Annotated in this window: 15 protein-coding genes and 1 pseudogene; 7 read left to right on the forward strand and 9 right to left on the reverse strand. The window is 46.6% G+C overall.

The genetic code is table 11. The annotated features are described in order from the left end of the window. A partial coding sequence (locus FU659_RS31755) for a TetR/AcrR family transcriptional regulator (RefSeq protein WP_147951226.1) occupies positions 1–399 on the reverse strand: 399 nt, incomplete at its 3' end. A gap of 301 nt (positions 400–700) precedes the next feature. Here FU659_RS31755 and FU659_RS31760 point away from each other — a divergent pair. The 4 genes from FU659_RS31760 (at position 701) to FU659_RS31775 (ending at position 4,316) form a co-directional block, all read left to right on the forward strand. Beyond that, complete coding sequence (locus FU659_RS31760) at positions 701–1,543, forward strand: SDR family NAD(P)-dependent oxidoreductase (protein WP_147951227.1); 843 nt, start codon at positions 701–703, stop codon at positions 1,541–1,543. Further along, positions 1,540–2,550: a zinc-dependent alcohol dehydrogenase family protein gene (locus tag FU659_RS31765; protein ID WP_147951228.1), complete on the forward strand. Its 1,011-nt coding sequence runs from the start codon at positions 1,540–1,542 to the stop codon at positions 2,548–2,550. The genes FU659_RS31760 and FU659_RS31765 overlap by 4 nt, the downstream gene beginning before the upstream one ends. 30 nt (positions 2,551–2,580) lie before the next feature. Continuing rightward, positions 2,581–3,726 (forward strand): SMP-30/gluconolactonase/LRE family protein, encoded by a 1,146-nt coding sequence (locus tag FU659_RS31770; RefSeq protein ID WP_147951229.1) that lies wholly within the window; start codon positions 2,581–2,583, stop codon positions 3,724–3,726. Between the two features lie 185 nt (positions 3,727–3,911). Then, positions 3,912–4,316 carry a VOC family protein gene (locus FU659_RS31775; RefSeq protein WP_147951240.1) on the forward strand — a complete coding sequence of 135 codons (405 nt, stop codon included), beginning with the start codon at positions 3,912–3,914 and terminating at the stop codon, positions 4,314–4,316. A 55-nt stretch (positions 4,317–4,371) separates the two neighbouring features. On the opposite strand, the gene FU659_RS31780 is transcribed toward FU659_RS31775, so the two are convergent. The 3 genes from FU659_RS31780 to nagB all read right to left on the reverse strand — a co-directional run bounded on the left by FU659_RS31780 (position 4,372) and on the right by nagB (position 7,673). Continuing rightward, the gene (locus FU659_RS31780; protein ID WP_147951230.1) at positions 4,372–5,184 is read right to left on the reverse strand and encodes a YdcF family protein; all 813 of its coding nucleotides are present in this window, start codon (positions 5,182–5,184) and stop codon (positions 4,372–4,374) included. Positions 5,185–5,778: 594 nt separating this feature from the next. After that, positions 5,779–6,948, reverse strand: coding sequence for an N-acetylglucosamine-6-phosphate deacetylase (gene nagA / locus FU659_RS31785; protein ID WP_147951231.1), 1,170 nt, complete (start codon positions 6,946–6,948; stop codon positions 5,779–5,781). Continuing rightward, positions 6,945–7,673, reverse strand: a complete 729-nt coding sequence (gene nagB, locus FU659_RS31790; protein ID WP_147951232.1) for a glucosamine-6-phosphate deaminase — start codon at positions 7,671–7,673, stop codon at positions 6,945–6,947. Before nagB ends, nagA begins: the two co-directional genes overlap by 4 nt. Positions 7,674–7,938: 265 nt before the next feature. Between nagB and FU659_RS31795 the strand changes: the two are divergent. Both FU659_RS31795 and FU659_RS31800 read left to right on the forward strand, forming a co-directional pair. After that, positions 7,939–8,606, forward strand: a pseudogene (locus FU659_RS31795) (HAD family hydrolase). 79 nt (positions 8,607–8,685) lie between these two features. Next, on the forward strand, positions 8,686–8,910 hold the full coding sequence (locus FU659_RS31800; RefSeq protein WP_147951233.1) for a spore germination protein: 225 nt from the start codon (positions 8,686–8,688) through the stop codon (positions 8,908–8,910). Positions 8,911–9,151: 241 nt separating this feature from the next. On the opposite strand, the gene FU659_RS31805 is transcribed toward FU659_RS31800, so the two are convergent. The 5 genes from FU659_RS31805 to FU659_RS31825 form a co-directional block, all read right to left on the reverse strand. After that, positions 9,152–10,252: a YheC/YheD family endospore coat-associated protein gene (locus tag FU659_RS31805; RefSeq protein ID WP_147951234.1), complete on the reverse strand. Its 1,101-nt coding sequence runs from the start codon at positions 10,250–10,252 to the stop codon at positions 9,152–9,154. Positions 10,253–10,258: 6 nt separating this feature from the next. Further along, complete coding sequence (locus FU659_RS31810) at positions 10,259–11,386, reverse strand: YheC/YheD family endospore coat-associated protein (protein ID WP_147951235.1); 1,128 nt, start codon at positions 11,384–11,386, stop codon at positions 10,259–10,261. Next, positions 11,386–12,753, reverse strand: coding sequence for a YheC/YheD family endospore coat-associated protein (locus FU659_RS31815; protein WP_147951236.1), 1,368 nt, complete (start codon positions 12,751–12,753; stop codon positions 11,386–11,388). The genes FU659_RS31810 and FU659_RS31815 overlap by 1 nt, the downstream gene beginning before the upstream one ends. A gap of 98 nt (positions 12,754–12,851) precedes the next feature. Then, positions 12,852–13,979 (reverse strand): YheC/YheD family endospore coat-associated protein, encoded by a 1,128-nt coding sequence (locus FU659_RS31820; protein WP_147951237.1) that lies wholly within the window; start codon positions 13,977–13,979, stop codon positions 12,852–12,854. A gap of 9 nt (positions 13,980–13,988) precedes the next feature. Beyond that, a complete protein-coding gene (locus tag FU659_RS31825) occupies positions 13,989–15,365 on the reverse strand; it encodes a YheC/YheD family endospore coat-associated protein (protein WP_147951238.1) in 1,377 nt (458 codons plus the stop codon). A 204-nt stretch (positions 15,366–15,569) separates the two neighbouring features. Here FU659_RS31825 and FU659_RS31830 point away from each other — a divergent pair, with 204 nt between their 5' ends. Further along, positions 15,570–15,905, forward strand: a complete 336-nt coding sequence (locus tag FU659_RS31830) for a YlbF/YmcA family competence regulator (RefSeq protein ID WP_147951239.1) — start codon at positions 15,570–15,572, stop codon at positions 15,903–15,905. The last annotated feature ends 481 nt before the right edge of the window (positions 15,906–16,386 follow it).

The following is a 16,386-nucleotide window of genomic DNA, read 5'->3' on the forward strand; positions in this document are numbered from 1 at the left end:
GAAATTTGCAAAGGCTCCTCCGAACATCAGCTTATAATAGCTGGAATAGCGCTGCCCGAATTGCCAGAAAGCTTCGCCTAAATTAAGAAAATGCTGTATCGGATCAGCCGTTTGCGGTGTCCCCTCGAATTCGTTCGCAAGAAGCTTACAACCTTCCAGATACAACTGTTGAGCCAAGCCCTCTTTATTGACAAACAAGCTATAGATGATTTTTGTCGAGCAATCCATTTTCTGTGCTACTTTACGCACCGTAACGGCTTCCGGCCCTTCTTCTTGCAAGAGTGTTGCCGCAGCATCAACAACGAGCTTGCGGAGATTTTCAGTATTTTGCAAGCGAGCTTCTTGGTAGGTTTTCAACACTCGTGAGTTTGTATTGGAGGAGATATCCTGACCGCTCATATTCATCACCTTCGGTTATCATGTTTTCGTCAGGAAACGAAGTTTCTGACTCTCTTGCAAGGAATTTTATACAGTTGTTAAGCAGTTGTCAATGAGACGACGTTAGCTGTTCAAGTGTTCTAGGATTCTGGAAAGAGCATATTGACTTTCTAAATCATGCAGGTTACAATGAGTCCAATCGGAAACACTGTTACCAAATAGTGCAATGGATTTTTGCCTTTCTTAGGAATCAGAATTTTTTTGTTCAACTGGTAACAGTGTTTCTATATTATAACACAGTATCTAAAAGGAGAGTAGCACTATGATCATTCAAGGTAAATGGGCGCTCGTTACGGGAGCTTCTTCCGGTATTGGAGAGCAATTCGCCAGACAACTAGCCAAACAAGGTAGCCATTTGGTCCTCGTGGCCCGATCGGAGGGTAAGCTTGAGAGCCTGGCATCAGAGCTCAGAAAGATGTATGGCATCAAAGCCGAGGTTATATCTATGGATCTTGCGAAAGAGGGCGCACCAAGCGAGTTGTACCAGCAATGCCGACGTTTGAAAGTGGATATCGACATGCTGATCAACAATGCAGGCTTTGCTACACATGGTTATTTTGAACAAGTGTCAGGTGAGCGTCAACATGAAGAAGTTATGCTCAATGTCGCCGCTGTTGTAGATATGACCCACTTGTTCTTGCCGGACATGTTGCGCAATGGCTCAGGTGCAGTTATTAATGTGGCTTCAACTGCCGGATTTCAGCCACTTCCCTATATGGCCGTATATGGAGCCACGAAAGCTTTCGTTCTGTCGTTTACTCAAGCGTTATGGTGGGAAAACCAGGACCGCGGCGTTCAATTCTTTGCACTTTGTCCCGGCTCGACGGACACCAGCTTCTTTAGTGTGGTAGGAACGGAAGAAGCCTCAGTAGGAAAGAAAGATACGCCGGAAAGAGTCGTAGAGGTTGCGCTTCGCGCATTGAAGGAGGGGAAAATATACGTCGTTCCGGGTGTGCAGAATTATATCGGAGCGCAGTTATCGCGATTCATAACACGCAAGCAAGGTCTTCGGCTTGTTGGAGGCATGCTTCGTCCACGCGGAGGATCTGGGCATAATAAGAATATGGGTAATCAATCTGATCTTGCAGGGAGGACAATACGATGAAAGCTATTCAACTGACAAATGGTTTCGGCTTTGAGGAATTGAACTTGACGGAACTGGACATACCAACGCCGGGCCCTCAGGAGGTGCTGATCCGCATGAAAGCAGCTTCTCTCAATTACAGGGATCTCGTGATCCTGAGCGGATTAATGCCGATTGAAATCAAATTTCCCTTCATTCCGTTATCAGACGGAGCTGGAGAAATTGTAGCCGTTGGCCAAGGAGTAACAAAGTTTCAGGTTGGACATCGGGTAGCGGGTAATTTGCAACAGCGATTCATGGCCGGCGATCCAAGACCGGGGGTATTAGAAGATAGTCTGGGAGGTCCATTGAACGGAGTAGCGGCCGAGTATGTCGTTCTACACGAAGACGGAATCGTCCATATTCCCGATCACCTCACTTGGGAGGAGGCCGCCACCTTGCCGATCGCGGCATTAACCGCATGGAGCATGCTAATCGAATACGGTGGTTTGAAAGCGGGCGATACCGTGCTGCTGCAAGGAACAGGCGGTGTTTCCATATTTGGGCTTCAATTCGCTCTGATGGCCGGAGCACGAGCTATCATCACTTCGAGCAGCAACGCCAAGCTAGAACGGGCAAAAGCGCTCGGCGCATGGCAAACGATCAACTATTCGGAAGTTCCCGATTGGGATAAGGCAGCGTTAGAGCTGACTGGCGGCGTCGATCACGTTCTGGATGTTGGAGGAGCGGCTACGATGGTCAAATCCATAAATGCGCTTCGCATTGGAGGGACTTTGAGTATGGTCGGATTCTTATCAGGCTTGACCATTCCAGAATACGATGTCACCAGCATCTTGCAGAAAGCTGCAACTATTCGCGGCAGTCAAGTCGGCAACCGAGATCACTTTGAAAAGATGAATCGAGCGATTGCCCATCATCAATTACATCCCGTTATCGACCATGTATTCCCGCTGGCCCGAATTGGAGAAGCATTCGCGCTCTTGGCTGAAGGAAAGCAATATTTCGGTAAAATCGTAGTCCAAATCTAAATTTCGCTTATATATAAAGGAGGCGCTCTAATGTCCACTAAAGCTACTGAAGGCGTAAATCGTCCGAAAGGCTCACTGCGTAAAATAGTACGCAGATTTGTGTTATCACTGCTTACGTTGCTCGTTCTCGGAGTGATCGTTTTTTTGCTTATTCCTTCACCGATCCAACCGGCAAAATGGTCCGCGCCGACAGCCCCCTCTTTTCAGGAACCGGGCCCATGGCAACAGAACAACAAACTCAGCTCGGCGCAAATTGTTACTGATGCCCCTAAATCCCCTGAATTCATCACCTTCAATAAGGATGGCGAGATGTATACAGGAGATTCTGACGGGAAAATTTACAAGGTTGCTTTCGATGCAGAGGGCAATCCGCAAAAGGCCCAAGTTTTTGCAGACACCAAAGGAACGCCTAATGGGCTTATATTCGATGCCAATGGCAATTTGATCGTTACTGATGTCAAGAAGGGACTGCTATCTATAAACCCATCCGGGAGTATAGAGGTATTGGCCGATCAAGTGGACGGCAAGCCGATCTATTTAGCTAACGAACTTGATATTGCCAAGGACGGCGCAATTTATTTTTCCGATACCTCGAACTATGGCAGCGTGACCTTCAAAGAAATGGCCGAGAACAAGCCGCATGGACGTTTGCTGAAGTACGATCCAAAGACCAAGCAAACGACCGTCCTGTTAGAAGGCCTTTACTTTGCAAACGGGGTTGTCTTGTCTGCGGATGAAGATTTTGTGCTTGTGGCGGAATCGTATCATTATCAGTTGACCAGATACTGGCTCAAGGGTCCAAAGAAAGGGACATCTGATATTTTTGCGGACAATCTCGCAGGCTTTCCAGACAACGTTACGCGTGATGAGCAAGGTCATTTCTGGGTCGGTATCTTCACGACTCGCCTTTCCTTTGTAGATCAGATGCATAGCAACCCTTGGTTGGCCAGTACCATGGCCAAAATACCGCAGTCGCTGCTAAACGGTGCAAGCGCACCGGCGAAGCATGGGCTTGCTGTGGAGCTCAGCCCGCAGGGAGAGCTTATCGGAAGCTGGCACGATCCAGAAGGCACAGTGTACGGCGTAACTACAGCTACAAGTCATAACGGGTATTTATATATAGGAACGGCTCCGGGAGGCAGCCCAGGCGTCCGTCGGATAGCTTTAACAAAATAATGCTATTATACCGTTAATGCCATTGCGTTTGTGTGGCGTTTGGAAACGAAAGCTCAGGGGTCGCGTTGCCACGGTTCAGCGAGGGGCAGTGGGTGGCAAAGTAACTGAGAATTGGTTTAAAAATCAGTTCTATTCTCCATGCTATAATAGAGGAAATTGTGAAACAGAAGAAGGAGCTGAACATAGTGGGGAACGCTACTCAAAAAATAGCTACATTTTTAATGTTCGATGGCCAGGCTGATGAGGCAATGAATTTGTATACTTCTTTATTTGACCAATCAGAAATCATTAGTATTCGAAGGTATGGCGCTAATGAGGCGGGGGCTGAAGGAACCGTGCTGCAAGCACGATTTTCTATAAACGGACAAGTGTTTATGTGTGTGGATAGTAACGCAAAGCACGGGTTTACATTTACCCCTGCCATATCCCTGTATGTAACATGCGAGACGGAAGAAGAGATCAACAAAGTCTATGAGGGATTGTCTCAAGACGGCTCCGTTTTAATGCCCTTAGCCACGTATCCTTTTTCTGATAAGTTTGGCTGGGTTCAAGATAAATTTGGTGTCTCGTGGCAATTGAATCTTGGATAACGGGAAAAAACTTGAAACCGCCATATCGATTCTGGCGGTTTTTACAACTGAACCACTAATTTTTAGCGGCCAATAGTCCTAAATATTCCTTCAACGCAATCGTTGTATTGGATAAGCTGCCTGCTGATGGAATGAACTTATTCAGGGTCAGGTCTTGCTTCTGCTGAGTAATGAAATCCGTTGGATAAGGGATGACACGGACATTGAGTTTTTGAAATTGTTTGACCGATCGCGCCATATGAAAGGCCGATGTGATAAGGATGGGCTGTTTCCAGCCTTTCTTTTTAAGGATGGCTTCGGTGTGTTGCGCATTCTCTTCGGTATTGAGACTTGTATCATCAAGCTGGATTGCGGACTCCGGTACGCCAAGAGCGAGGAGATGACGGAGAGCAATCTGAGATTCATTGCCTGAATCATTGAATACTTGGCCGCCGGACAAGATGATTGGCAGTTTGGTGACGCGGTACAATTCGGCAAGTGTAAGCACGCGTGAAGCTGTCGTTGAAGTCAGATAGCCATTGCCTCCGGTAAGGGGATCAGCCGGTTCTGAGATGGCTCCTCCGGTAAGCATAACAAGCACATCGCCGGAAACTTGAACAGGCGTTTGATAGCGCTGTTCTATAGAGCTTAGCAAAAAATTGCTAAAGTAAGGAATGGAACAGACATACAAAATCGCCGTAGTTAAGAGGATGAGAAAAGAGCCGAGATGCTCTTTTTTTTGTTTCAGCAAGAAGGCGATACAAAGTAGTAATAAAAAAATAATTCCCGGAGGAAATAATAAGGTGTACGCGATTTTGATGAAATAGATCATGGGTGTTGGTTTCAATCCTTTCTGATCCGTGTACGGCATAGGAGGGGGTTTCGACAAAAGTTGGTAAAGTCCTGCACAACAGGAACATTCCAACAATGAGCAACTCCATATTTGTGTTGTCTACGCTAACGAACCGTAGGGGTTGTTAGCGATGAGAAATGAGCCTGTCGATTCATCTAACGAACTGAAGCGACCTTATGGAGTCGATTTTTATTGAAATGATGCACTTTTACTTGCAATAACGCGTCTGGAGTTCGTTAAAACGATAACTCTTTGTTATTTGATCAAATAAGGGTTGCTGAGTTCCTTAGGCGTCCCGGTCAGAAAAAGGAAAGGCTCTCCACATGTTGAAGTCGAACTCGGCGCCAAAAGCAATTTCGGAGTTGGATAAAACGCTCAGAAACTACCCCTCTCCTCGCATCCTAAACAGGAAAATCTCAGGCAGCCGAGACTTTCTCGACACCCGGAGATTCTCCATGAAAAGAGTAACTAGCCATGACCACGTTCATCGAAAAAATATCATCTCCAACATGCTCGATTCCAGACTTTCATTTAGAAAGGGTAACCCCTCAGTCCTCCCCTGAGAACTTATACTATCATGTTAAAAAAGCCCCGCACCTCGTCTGTTGACGAGGTGTGGGGCCTAATAAATTAAGATTGAACCTTTTGTCCGCGAATCCAGATATGTTCGAGGTCGAGTTCGGGGCTGACGAGCAAGAAGTCAGCCTGTTTCCCTGGAGCGATCGAGCCGTGCGTCTCTGCGAGGCCGAGCAGCCGCGCAGGATTGCCGCTGGCGAAGCGGCTCGCGTCTTCGACGCTGACGCCGACCTCGCGCACCATGAAACGGAGCGCATCGATCATGGTCAGCGTGCTGCCGGCGAGCGCGCCGCCTTCCGTCAGCCGGGCAACGCCCGACTGGACGGTTACGGCTAGCCCGCCTAGCTCGTAGTGTCCGTCGCCGAGTCCTGCGGCGGACATCGCGTCTGTGATCAGCAGCACGCCATGCGGCTGCTTGGCAAGAACCAGCAGGCGAATCGCTGCTGGGTGCACGTGATGCCCATCGGCGATGATTTCGCCGCTGATGCGCGCGTCGGTGAGTACCGCACCGACGGTTCCGGGCTCGCGATGATGCAGCGGCTTCATCGCGTTATAGGTGTGCACCGCATGCGTAAGCCCTTCGCGAACAGCCGACTGCATGTCGGCGTAGGTCGCGTCGGTGTGGCCGCATGCGGCAACGATACCGTGATCGCGCAGCCACGCGATCAGCTCCAGCGCCCCCTCGCGTTCGGGGGCCAAGGTCAACTGCTTCACGAGCTGCGGATAGCGCTCGTGCCAGTCTTCCATCCAGGCGAGCTGTGGCGGGACCATCAGCTTCGGATCTTGCGCACCCGCCCATTTGGGCGAGATGAACGGACCCTCCATATGGATCCCAAGGATTTGGGCATAAGGCATCGATTCGTTCATGTAGCTGTGCACCTCGCCAAGCACACGCTCGATGTCTTCTCGAGTTGCCGTCATCGTAGTCGCTAACAAGGCGGTTGTACCATGAAGCGAATGGAACCGTGTAATCGTATCCAGCGCTTCCGAACTCGCATCCATGAAATCGGCGCCATATCCGCCATGTACGTGTACGTCGATGAAGCCTGGCAACAGCCAGCTGCCGGCGGCATCGATAGACGGTATGTGGGAATCTGCTGTACCCTTCCACTGAGATGAATCACCGACATAAGCAAACTTGCCATCTTTGATGTGAACAACGCCGTGGTCCATGACGCCCTGCTCGGTTACGATGTTAGCCCCGGTGATGACGAATTCATTCATTCAAATAACCTCCCGGCCTCTGCATCCATGAGCACGACAAGGTGGGGGTGAGTTTGGAGAAGAGTGGCTGGAATTTCAGTCGTAATCGGACCCGTAAGCGCACGATGTACGATCTCTGCTTTATCTGCTCCACGAACAATGAGGAGAATCGTTTTGGCTTTCAAAATCGTGCCGACGCCCATGGTCAAGGCATGACTGGGGACTTCATTGATCGAGTTAAAGTAGCGAGCATTCGCTTCACGCGTTTCCGATTTTAATTCCACACGGTGGGTGCCGCTGATCAGTGAATGATCAGGTTCGTTGAAACCGATGTGTCCGTTATGGCCTAGTCCAAGAATTTGCAAATCAATTTGTTTGGCTTCCTCAAGTCTTTGGTTATATAGCTCACATTCCTCTTCTAAATCCGCTGCGTTGCCATTAGGAATCAGAGCTTGATTTAAAGGAAGGTCAATGTGCGCAAATAAATGCTGCTTCATATAGGCATGGTAGCTCTCTGGATGATCTTCGGGCAAACCGACGTACTCATCCAAATTAAAGGTAGTGACGGATTTAAAGCTGACGCGTCCTTTATTATAAGCTTTAACAAGCTCTTCATATATACCTACAGGTGTTCCGCCGGTTGCAAGGCCAAGTACTGCTTTAGGCTGCGTCTGGACGAGCGAAGTAATAATGCCTGCGCCTGCTTCATTAAGTTCTTGCTGATTTTGGAAAATATGAATATTCATTCTCATATTCCTCACTTTCATGGACTGGTTGTAGGTTAGGATAATGGTAAGAAACCAACATATTGTTGATTTCATACTTCATTTTGCATAAAAATATCATTTTCGGATGTAATTATTCTCATTTCAATCATAACTGAATTATTTCGTATCAGCAACAGTCATTTTGTCAAATATGAACATTGACTTACATGGGTATGTTTGCCATTCTTAACTAAGATCATGAAACCAAAACCATGAAGCAATGGAATGCGAGAAGGAGCTTGAGATGAATAATCAAAAAAGACAACCGGAAGCCATGCTTTTCGATTTAGATGGCACCTTATTTAAAACGGAAACTTTGCTGCTGCCTGCTTACCATGCGACTTTTGATGAACTTAGGCAAAAAGGACTTTTCATAGGAGAAACACCGCCTGAGGAGCGGATTCTGGGAGCACTTGGCATGCTGCTTGAGCATATCTGGCAACGTGTTATGCCGGAAGCTTCTGTGGCAGCTCGTCAAGAAGCGGACGTTGTGCTGCTGCGACATCAAATGGAGGGATTGCAGGGGGGCAAGGGCTGCTTTACGAAGGTGTAGCGGAAACCTTGCAGGCATTACATGCCAAAGGCATACGCCTATTTGTAGCAAGCAATGGACTGGAAGGTTATGTGAAAAACGTGATCGAGGCCAAAGGCTTAGGACATATATTTGAAGGCTTATACAGCGCAGGAGAGTATCAAACCAAATCGAAAGTGGACCTTGTTGATATTCTTCTCAAGAAACATAACATCAGTTCTGCGTGGATGGTTGGCGACCGTTCTTCGGATGTGGAGGCCGGACTTCGTAATCATCTAACGGTTGTAGCCTGTGATTACGCCGGATTCCGGGAGCCGGGGGAGCTGGAAGGCGCACATATCCGGATAAGCGGGTTTGTTGAAATTCTCGATTATGTGTAAATTCTGTTAGACAGTCGCAATCAACGTCTGAAGGGCATACACTATAAGCAGATCGATAGATAAAGGATGCTGATCAGAAATGCCTTCTTTTGTTGGGGTACTCAATGTTATCAGAAATGAAGGGACTCTCGTGACTGGGGATACCTTGATTATTGCTCCGAAAACTGCGACGAAGTCGTATGCAGGTGGAGGCGGCGGCATTACTGGGGATTTTACAATATCTACGACGGTATATAGTGCGACGGTTACCTTTGATCCGGATGGTATCGAGGCCGTAGCGAACAAAGTGGGTACAATAGCGTAAATGAACGATGAACGGAAACGAAGACCGATTGTTGCTCCAAACAGGAGCATTCAAATCGGTCTTTTTATGGTTTCAGATACGAATATTCAAATTTAATATGTATCGGTTCTTCAATTGAGCTGAGCATAAAAGTTAGTAAATTTCTTTCAGATTCAGTATCCTCAGCCTATGTAGAACGGAAGCGATGTGACGCCGGAACCATCGCTTTTCGCTTTTGCTTTCGCTTTTGCTTTCGCTTTTGTTAATCTTCGGTTTTCTTTTTTTGATTTTGCATCCAAACTGCATATTCGAGTGGACGAGTAATCGCCTTCTGATAGGTTGCATGCTGACCAATTTTACGAAAAATTTCCCGAGAAGGTTTTGGATTCACTTCAATCAGCCAGATGGCTCCTTCAGGGTCAACAGCAATGTCCATGCCGAGCTCGCATAACTTACCGAATTTGCTTTCCAAGTAATCGGCGAGAAGAATAGCGAAGCTGGTCATTTCTTTTTTGATGTCTTCTATTTTTTGTGGAGAAGAAAAGCGGGCAGCCAGCAGCCTATCTTGGGTAACGGCGCTGCCGCCTCCATGCAGATTGGATGTGATACTACGATGAGGGCCGATACGGCCCGCACAACCGGTCACTTCCCACTCTCCAAGACCATTTTTCTGAATCAGCAAGCGATAGTCGTGTACGCGTCCGTCTTTTAACTTCAAATTAATACCTTGTTGAATAACGTAATCAGGACTTAATTTCAGGGTATGAAGCTTGACTTTAAGCTGTCTTTCCGTTGCGCGATAAGGCGCGATGATGGTACGGTGTTGATCGCGTCCTTGAAGCAAATAAAGGTCATCGCCCAACTGTTCAATGCGCAAAATCCCTCTTCCGCCTGTGCCGTTTTTCGGTTTTACATAGATCAGCTTATGAGTTTTCAAAGCTTTTAACAGTTGTTGTGTTGAGTTATATCGAATCGTAGCGGGCAAATAACGCCGAATATCTTCGTTCTCGGAAAGAGTTTCATGCATATACCATTTGTTAGCTAACGGTCTGCTTAGATAAATTAATTTGGAGAAACGGTTCCGAAATGCTTTGAGCATTTGATAATTGGCCGCTGCTTTATAACGGCAGCGATCATAGATGACAGGGGGAAAGGAAGTCCGCTTGCGAATCCATTTCCTGAGCTCGAAATCATATGTCAATGTACGCACGGCGTTGTCGCTTTCCACGTCTTCCGGTGTGAATACTTCGACTTGAATACCCAGCTTTTTACCTTCCTTGCTTAGTCTTTGGAAGTAAGTGAGTTCTTCCAGCCGAGTATTGTTTAAATAGATGGCGAGTATGCCGAGTCGTTGAGGAGACAAGTATAGTCACCTTCTTCTCCTATGATTAATTAAATAGAGGCTGTAACGAATAACCCGTTCAAGTGATTTTTGGCGAATTTTCGGTTCATCAAATTTCATTGGTTTCGAATTAGCTTCAAAAAACCAAATGTGTCCGTCGGTATCCACGCCAATATCCATGGACATTTCGCCGAGTTGATTTCCCGAAGACTTTTCAATTTGTTTCGCTAATTTCACAGCGGCAATTCGAACCCGTGAAAGAATATTTTTCGCTGTTGCCCCTCCAAAAGCGTGCGTGAGCAGCTTGCGTGGATCATCGATGGAACCCCCGCGCGGGACATGTGTGGTAATGCTGGCTTTGCCGGCAAGCCGAGCGCCAATACCGGATACACTCCATATCCCCTTAGCGTTTTTCTGAACAAGTGCTCTTAAGTCATATGCGCGTTCTTTATACCGTGTTAAAGCAATGCCTTGCTGAGCGATGTAATCATGGGAACCGCGGTGTTTATTCCATTCACTCCAGACATCATCGATCGAGCTGTGATAGCTGTAAGCCATTTGCTTATTGTCTTGACGGCTTAAGCGAAACTGATTTGGGTTATTTTTGCTCGTTATTTGTTCAATACGCATAATCCCTTTGCCTGCTTTACCGCGAACGGGCTTCAAGTAAAGAACGGCGTGTTTATGCATCAACTGGGTCAAGTCGTGAGCCGATTTCAACTGCTGGGTATCGGGAATAAAGGTTTTGCTTTCTTTGGCTGTGCTCAACCATTCGAACAATGTCCATTTGTTGAAAAAAGAAGGATTGAACAGTTGAACGCTGGAGCTGCGATTGCAGGCTTGGATCGTTTGTTGAACCTCCGGCTTCATTTCCATTTTGCGATAAGGAATACGATTGTAAATCACTTGTGGAGAGGGAACGAGCTCCCTGCTCCACTTTTTTGCCTCCATATTGTAGCGATAGCCGTACATTTCCTGACCGGATAAGGTAAAGTCCTTCGTTGTGACCACATACACATCCATACCAAGCCGTTCACCTGTTTGGATTAAGTCAAGAAAATTATCCAGGTTCCCTCGGAATACTCGTTTACTGTCTTTCACAGTTAGAATGGCAAGCGTTGGCTGCTGCCCTTTCTCATGCAGGGTGAGGCCCATTAGCTTTCCCTCCTAGAACGGAAACGACTTAAATAGAGACAATGATCATAGATATTTGTCAGAGTGGCTGTATCGCCCTCTTTCAAAGAAGGGTGTTTGAAAATGGATCTGCCCGGTTTGGCATTCGCCTCGAACATCCAGATTTTTTCACTTTGATCGATACCAATATCGAATCCGAGCTCCCCGAGCAGATGGCTGTAGTTATTTTCTATGCCTTCCGCAAGCTTAATCGCTGTTTCTTTGGCATTTGTGAGTACTTCTCCTGATCGGCTGCCATAAATTTGGCGCAGCACTTGCTCGGGCGTCATTAATTGCCCCCCATTGCGAATATGGGTTGTTACACTGCCTTTGCCTGATTTTTTGGCACCAATGGCAGCTACGACCCATTTGTTGCTGCCATTCTTCGTTAAATGGAAACGAAAGTCAATCGGACAGCTATCAATTTCGATAAGGCGGATGCCTTGTTGAGCAACGTAGTTCGTCAAGCGACCACGTCCTGTTCCGAGCATTTGCATTAACCCTTCAAATTTGCCATAGCGGATAAGAACGTTTTTGCCGCCTTTGCGGTACCTTACGAAATAGCCCTTTTTGGGGTTGTAGGTCACACGGAAGATGCCGATGCCCAGGCTTCCGGCTGTCGGTTTCAAGTAAATGAATTTATGTTTATCAAGCATTTCCTTGATTTGCTCGGCAGAAGGATTAATTCTGGATTCTGGGACAAAGCGGAAGGCATCATCGCCATCTAACATTTTGTATACGTCCCATTTATCGAAGAAACTCCAATTGAAAAGTGGGATTCCCCGACGTACGAAGCGCTCCTTAAAGCCTTGTATGCCCGCGGATTTTTCCTCTTTGCGGCTGGAAAGCCGATTATAGACAACGTCTGGCAGAGGGAATGTCTTGCGAATCCATCCTCCCCCGTCTTTGGGAATTACACCTGTAACCGTTTCTTGGATCCAATTCACCTGATTGGGACTGAAAGCGAACAAAAATGATTTATTGGAGCCTGTTTGCAAGACTTGCCGTATGAATCCTGTTTTTGAACCGAAAGGAGCGGGGCTGTTTGTATTCACGTTCGTTAAAATACCAATAATAGGACCGATCCTCAGTTCTTTACTGGCATTACTAACAGCCAAGACGTTGCCGATACGGGGAATTCGCAAAGTTGTCATAAGTGAAATTGGAACGTACATATGCAGACCAGGCTTTTTGATCAGGCGGATCGGTAGGGTTGCAGATTTGCTGCCGACCTTTACAGTAATCGATTTGGTGCCGGTTAACCGTAAAGCTTTGACGAGCTCGCTTGTTAAGTAGACCGATCTATCTGTTCGTTTTACGGCATGGAGCATGCATGTTGTCAAACTCATTAGGTTACCCTCCTAAACTTGTTGCCTTACGAGGTCTTCTGCGCTGCTGGAGGCAGATGAAAGGATTTGCCAAGAAGCGCTTCTTACCGCGGCCGAGCTTAGCTCAGCTTTCTTTGTAGTAAAAAACTAGCATAATGAATGGGATTTGCTATGGACTGGATGCGAGCTTTCTCGTTATGGGTACGAGCAAAAATGGTTCTTCCCGGTTTGGAGTTAACTTCCAAAATCCATACGAGTCCATCTCGGTCGATCCCCAGATCAATGCCTAGTTCAGCAAGTCGGCCATGATGGGCTTCCAGGACGGTTGGAATGACATTGGAAAGTAAAGTTAATGTATCTATTAACTCATCTCTTTTGCTGCTGCCAAACTCCCGAGCAAGAAAAACAGCAACATCCTCCGCCGTCCCGCCACCATGCAGATTCGATGTAACGCTGCCAGGCTTACCGATCCTGACCGCCATGCCGGTGCTTTCCCAAAAGCCGCGGCCATTTTTTTGAACAAGTGAACGGATGTCATATGCCAATCCCTCTGATGAATGCAGGGTTAGAAATTGTTGCATCAAATAGGGGCGATTCCCAATTAACTGTCGGAGCCAATGCCAACAAGCTGTAAAGCTTCCAAAGTGTTGATGAATCGGTTGATTGCGCGCATCGCGTCCTTTGATCTGGATCGTGCTGTCAGGCTCATTGGGATTTAGTTTACAGACGTGCAGAGCACCTCTGCCTTGCATGCCTCCCTGAGGTTTAAGGAAGACGTCGTTTCTTGTTCGAAGCCATTCTCGTAATTCAGAGCCGCGCGTTAGAAGAGTGGTTTCAGGTAAATGCAATTGTAAGGCGTGTTCCTTTTGCAGCATCTGCCCTACTTCCCACTTTCCGCCCAAACCGTATCCGAGAAAGCGAATTCGTGGTAATGCTCGCAGCTTGCGCACATGGTAACGGTACTGATGGTAGGTTTGTTTGCTATGAAAGAAACAGCGGTCATAAATAAGCGAAGGCAGTGGAAAGAAATTCGTCGTCCATGCTTGCCGTTCACTCCTGTAGAAGTAGCCTTTAACCGTTTCTTGCTGCCAATCAATACGATTTGGAGAGAAAACGAATACATCCAAGCCTTCACTGGCACCCACCTGAGTGAGTCGCTCGTAGAAATCTGAATTTGCGAAGGGCAGCCTCTGATTCAGTTCCGTTACCATAATCCCTAACAAGGGAAGCTTAGCGCTTAGCAGCATGTGATCACCTCAAAACTTCGCTAGATATCGCGCATATTGCACAATTTGTTTCACGGAAGGCCTAATTTTACGTTCATGATGAAGCGGGGTATTGTCATCTTTGGATGGTTTGGAGTTGACTTCAAGCAGCCATACCTTGCCCGAGTTATCAACAGCCAAATCGATCCCTAATTCTCCAAAATGATTCGGTATTTGTGCTTCAATGCCTCTGGCGATGTCCAGAGATGCTTTACGCAGCCTTCCAAGTACGGAGACGCGAGTGGATGCAGCAAGGGATGATTTGGCCAGAGCTCCCCCTGCCGTCGTGAGACTTCCACCTCGAGCCAGATTAGAAACAAAATGCTGGGTGCCTGCGATGCGGCCTACAATGGAGGTGATGGACCATTGACCTTGCGCTCCTTTTTGGACCAATGAACGGAAATCAACGGGTCTGCTGTCGGAAGTAATTAAATCGAGTCCTTGCTGTAACTGATATCGCTGTGTTTTAAGCTTGCCGGCAAGGGCTTGAAAAACCCCTGTCAATGAGGAGAAAGATTGTTTGCGAGCACCGGAGAGATTGGTAAAATGACAGGTATAAGCTTCTCCGGATTCCTTGCGGATTCGGATAATTCCTTTGCCTAGACTGCCTGTGATGGGCTTAAGGAATAAGACTTGATGGCGGCTGGCCATGGATTTCAGCATTTGATAATTTTTGAAAAGATAGGACTCCGGTAAATACCCGTGCAGGTTGCTGTCTTTGTGCAAAGCTTCGAATACTTCCGTTTTGTTCAAATACTTCTCATTGAAAATATCAGTCCCAAATCGGGATTTGACATCTTTCATGAAATGTTGAACATTCGTCAAGTTTTCATATTTGCGGGAGGTTAGCCGATTATAGATGACATTGGGTATCGGAAACGTTTTTTTGCTCCATGAACCATTGGAAAATGAGTATGCGGATACGGACGAGGCAGATGCACGCATTTCCTCCGGCGGAAAGAAGCACACGAGCGCGCCAAACATATTGCAGGCTTCGGCCATTTCTCTGCAAAAAGCGGTGATTGCGCCAAAAGGACGATCTGCTGAATTCTCATAAACGCGGCTGATCATAACCCCAATGAGGGGGCCAATCGACAAGGTGCTTGTATGTTGCCTATAATGGAGACAGAGCTGAGCCCCATTATGAAGACCGATTTTGGAAGCGAGAGCAGAGTTGAGACGTAAACTGTTTGAAATCGAGGCGGAGACGACTTTGACATCCTGCTTAGCAGAGCCAAACCGTAAGGTCAGCGATTGATTGGTTGGTATTTTCCATTTTTTTGCAATGGCTTCACTTAGAACAACGGTCCGATCATCCAAATAGATGCTGGTGCCTTGAATGGATATTCCAATTTTCGTCCTGGTCAATAGCGAACACTCCTTCCAGCATCAAAGATGGCATTGCTGTTTAAGCAAAGTAAACTACTCCATCATATGAGGACATATATCCCTTGGTGCCTAGGCATCTGTCCGAAAGTGTGTTTTATTAGCTGAGCTGCAAATACTGCTAGGGGGCTTATGCATGTGGAAAAATACAACAATTTTTACTCAACCGTCTAGGAGGAATGAGACATGAATGTACATGATAAGGCCTATGAATTGGCAAAAGCAATTAAGGAAAGCAGCGAATATCGGGAGATGAAAGAAAGTCGCACGACCATTGACGGGGATGCTTCAAGCAAAAGTTTACTGGAGGATTTTCGTAAGCGTCAAAATGAGCTTCAGCAAAAAATGGCAGTAGGCGAAATGCCGCCGCAAGAGGAATTGGAACAAATCCAGAAGCTATATGAGGTGCTCTCGCTGAATCCAAGAATCAACCAGCTGTTTGAAGCCGAACGTCGATTATCTATTATTTTAGAAGATGTGCAGCGTATTATTGCAGAGCCTCTTGAATCTATGTTGAAATAAAATAGGCCATGCCTTGTGTAGAGAAATCTACAAAAAGGTATGGCTTTTTTTAAGAGAGAAAATTTATATGTTTGGTTTGGCTAAGCGGAAGCTTAGCCCAATCTTTTGTTAGAAAAGTGGAGTCAAACCTACTTAAGTAAATGTTTTACGATAATCGTAATCATTCGGATGGTGTTTGAAAAAACATAGGAACCTATAAGGCCAAATATTCTCAATGAAGTACCGAAACTGATGCGATTTCTGTAAAGGCTATAAACTCTTAATCGGCGAAGATGTCATGACATACGAGGAGTGGAGTCCCACAAGGAAACTGTTCCGCAAACGGTATGATTAGAGATATAACGCTGTTTTTGAAGTTAGACTACTAGATGGACACACCGAATTGATATAATAGAAAAAATATCAATGTAAAGCGGAGTGTGTAAAATGGGAGAACAGCGGCAGCGTTACAGTCAAGAATTTAAAGAACAAGCGGTAAAAT

Origin of the sequence: Paenibacillus sp. N3.4, from assembly GCF_008017805.1 — a bacterium.
Classification (GTDB): Bacteria; Bacillota; Bacilli; order Paenibacillales; family NBRC-103111; genus Paenibacillus_E.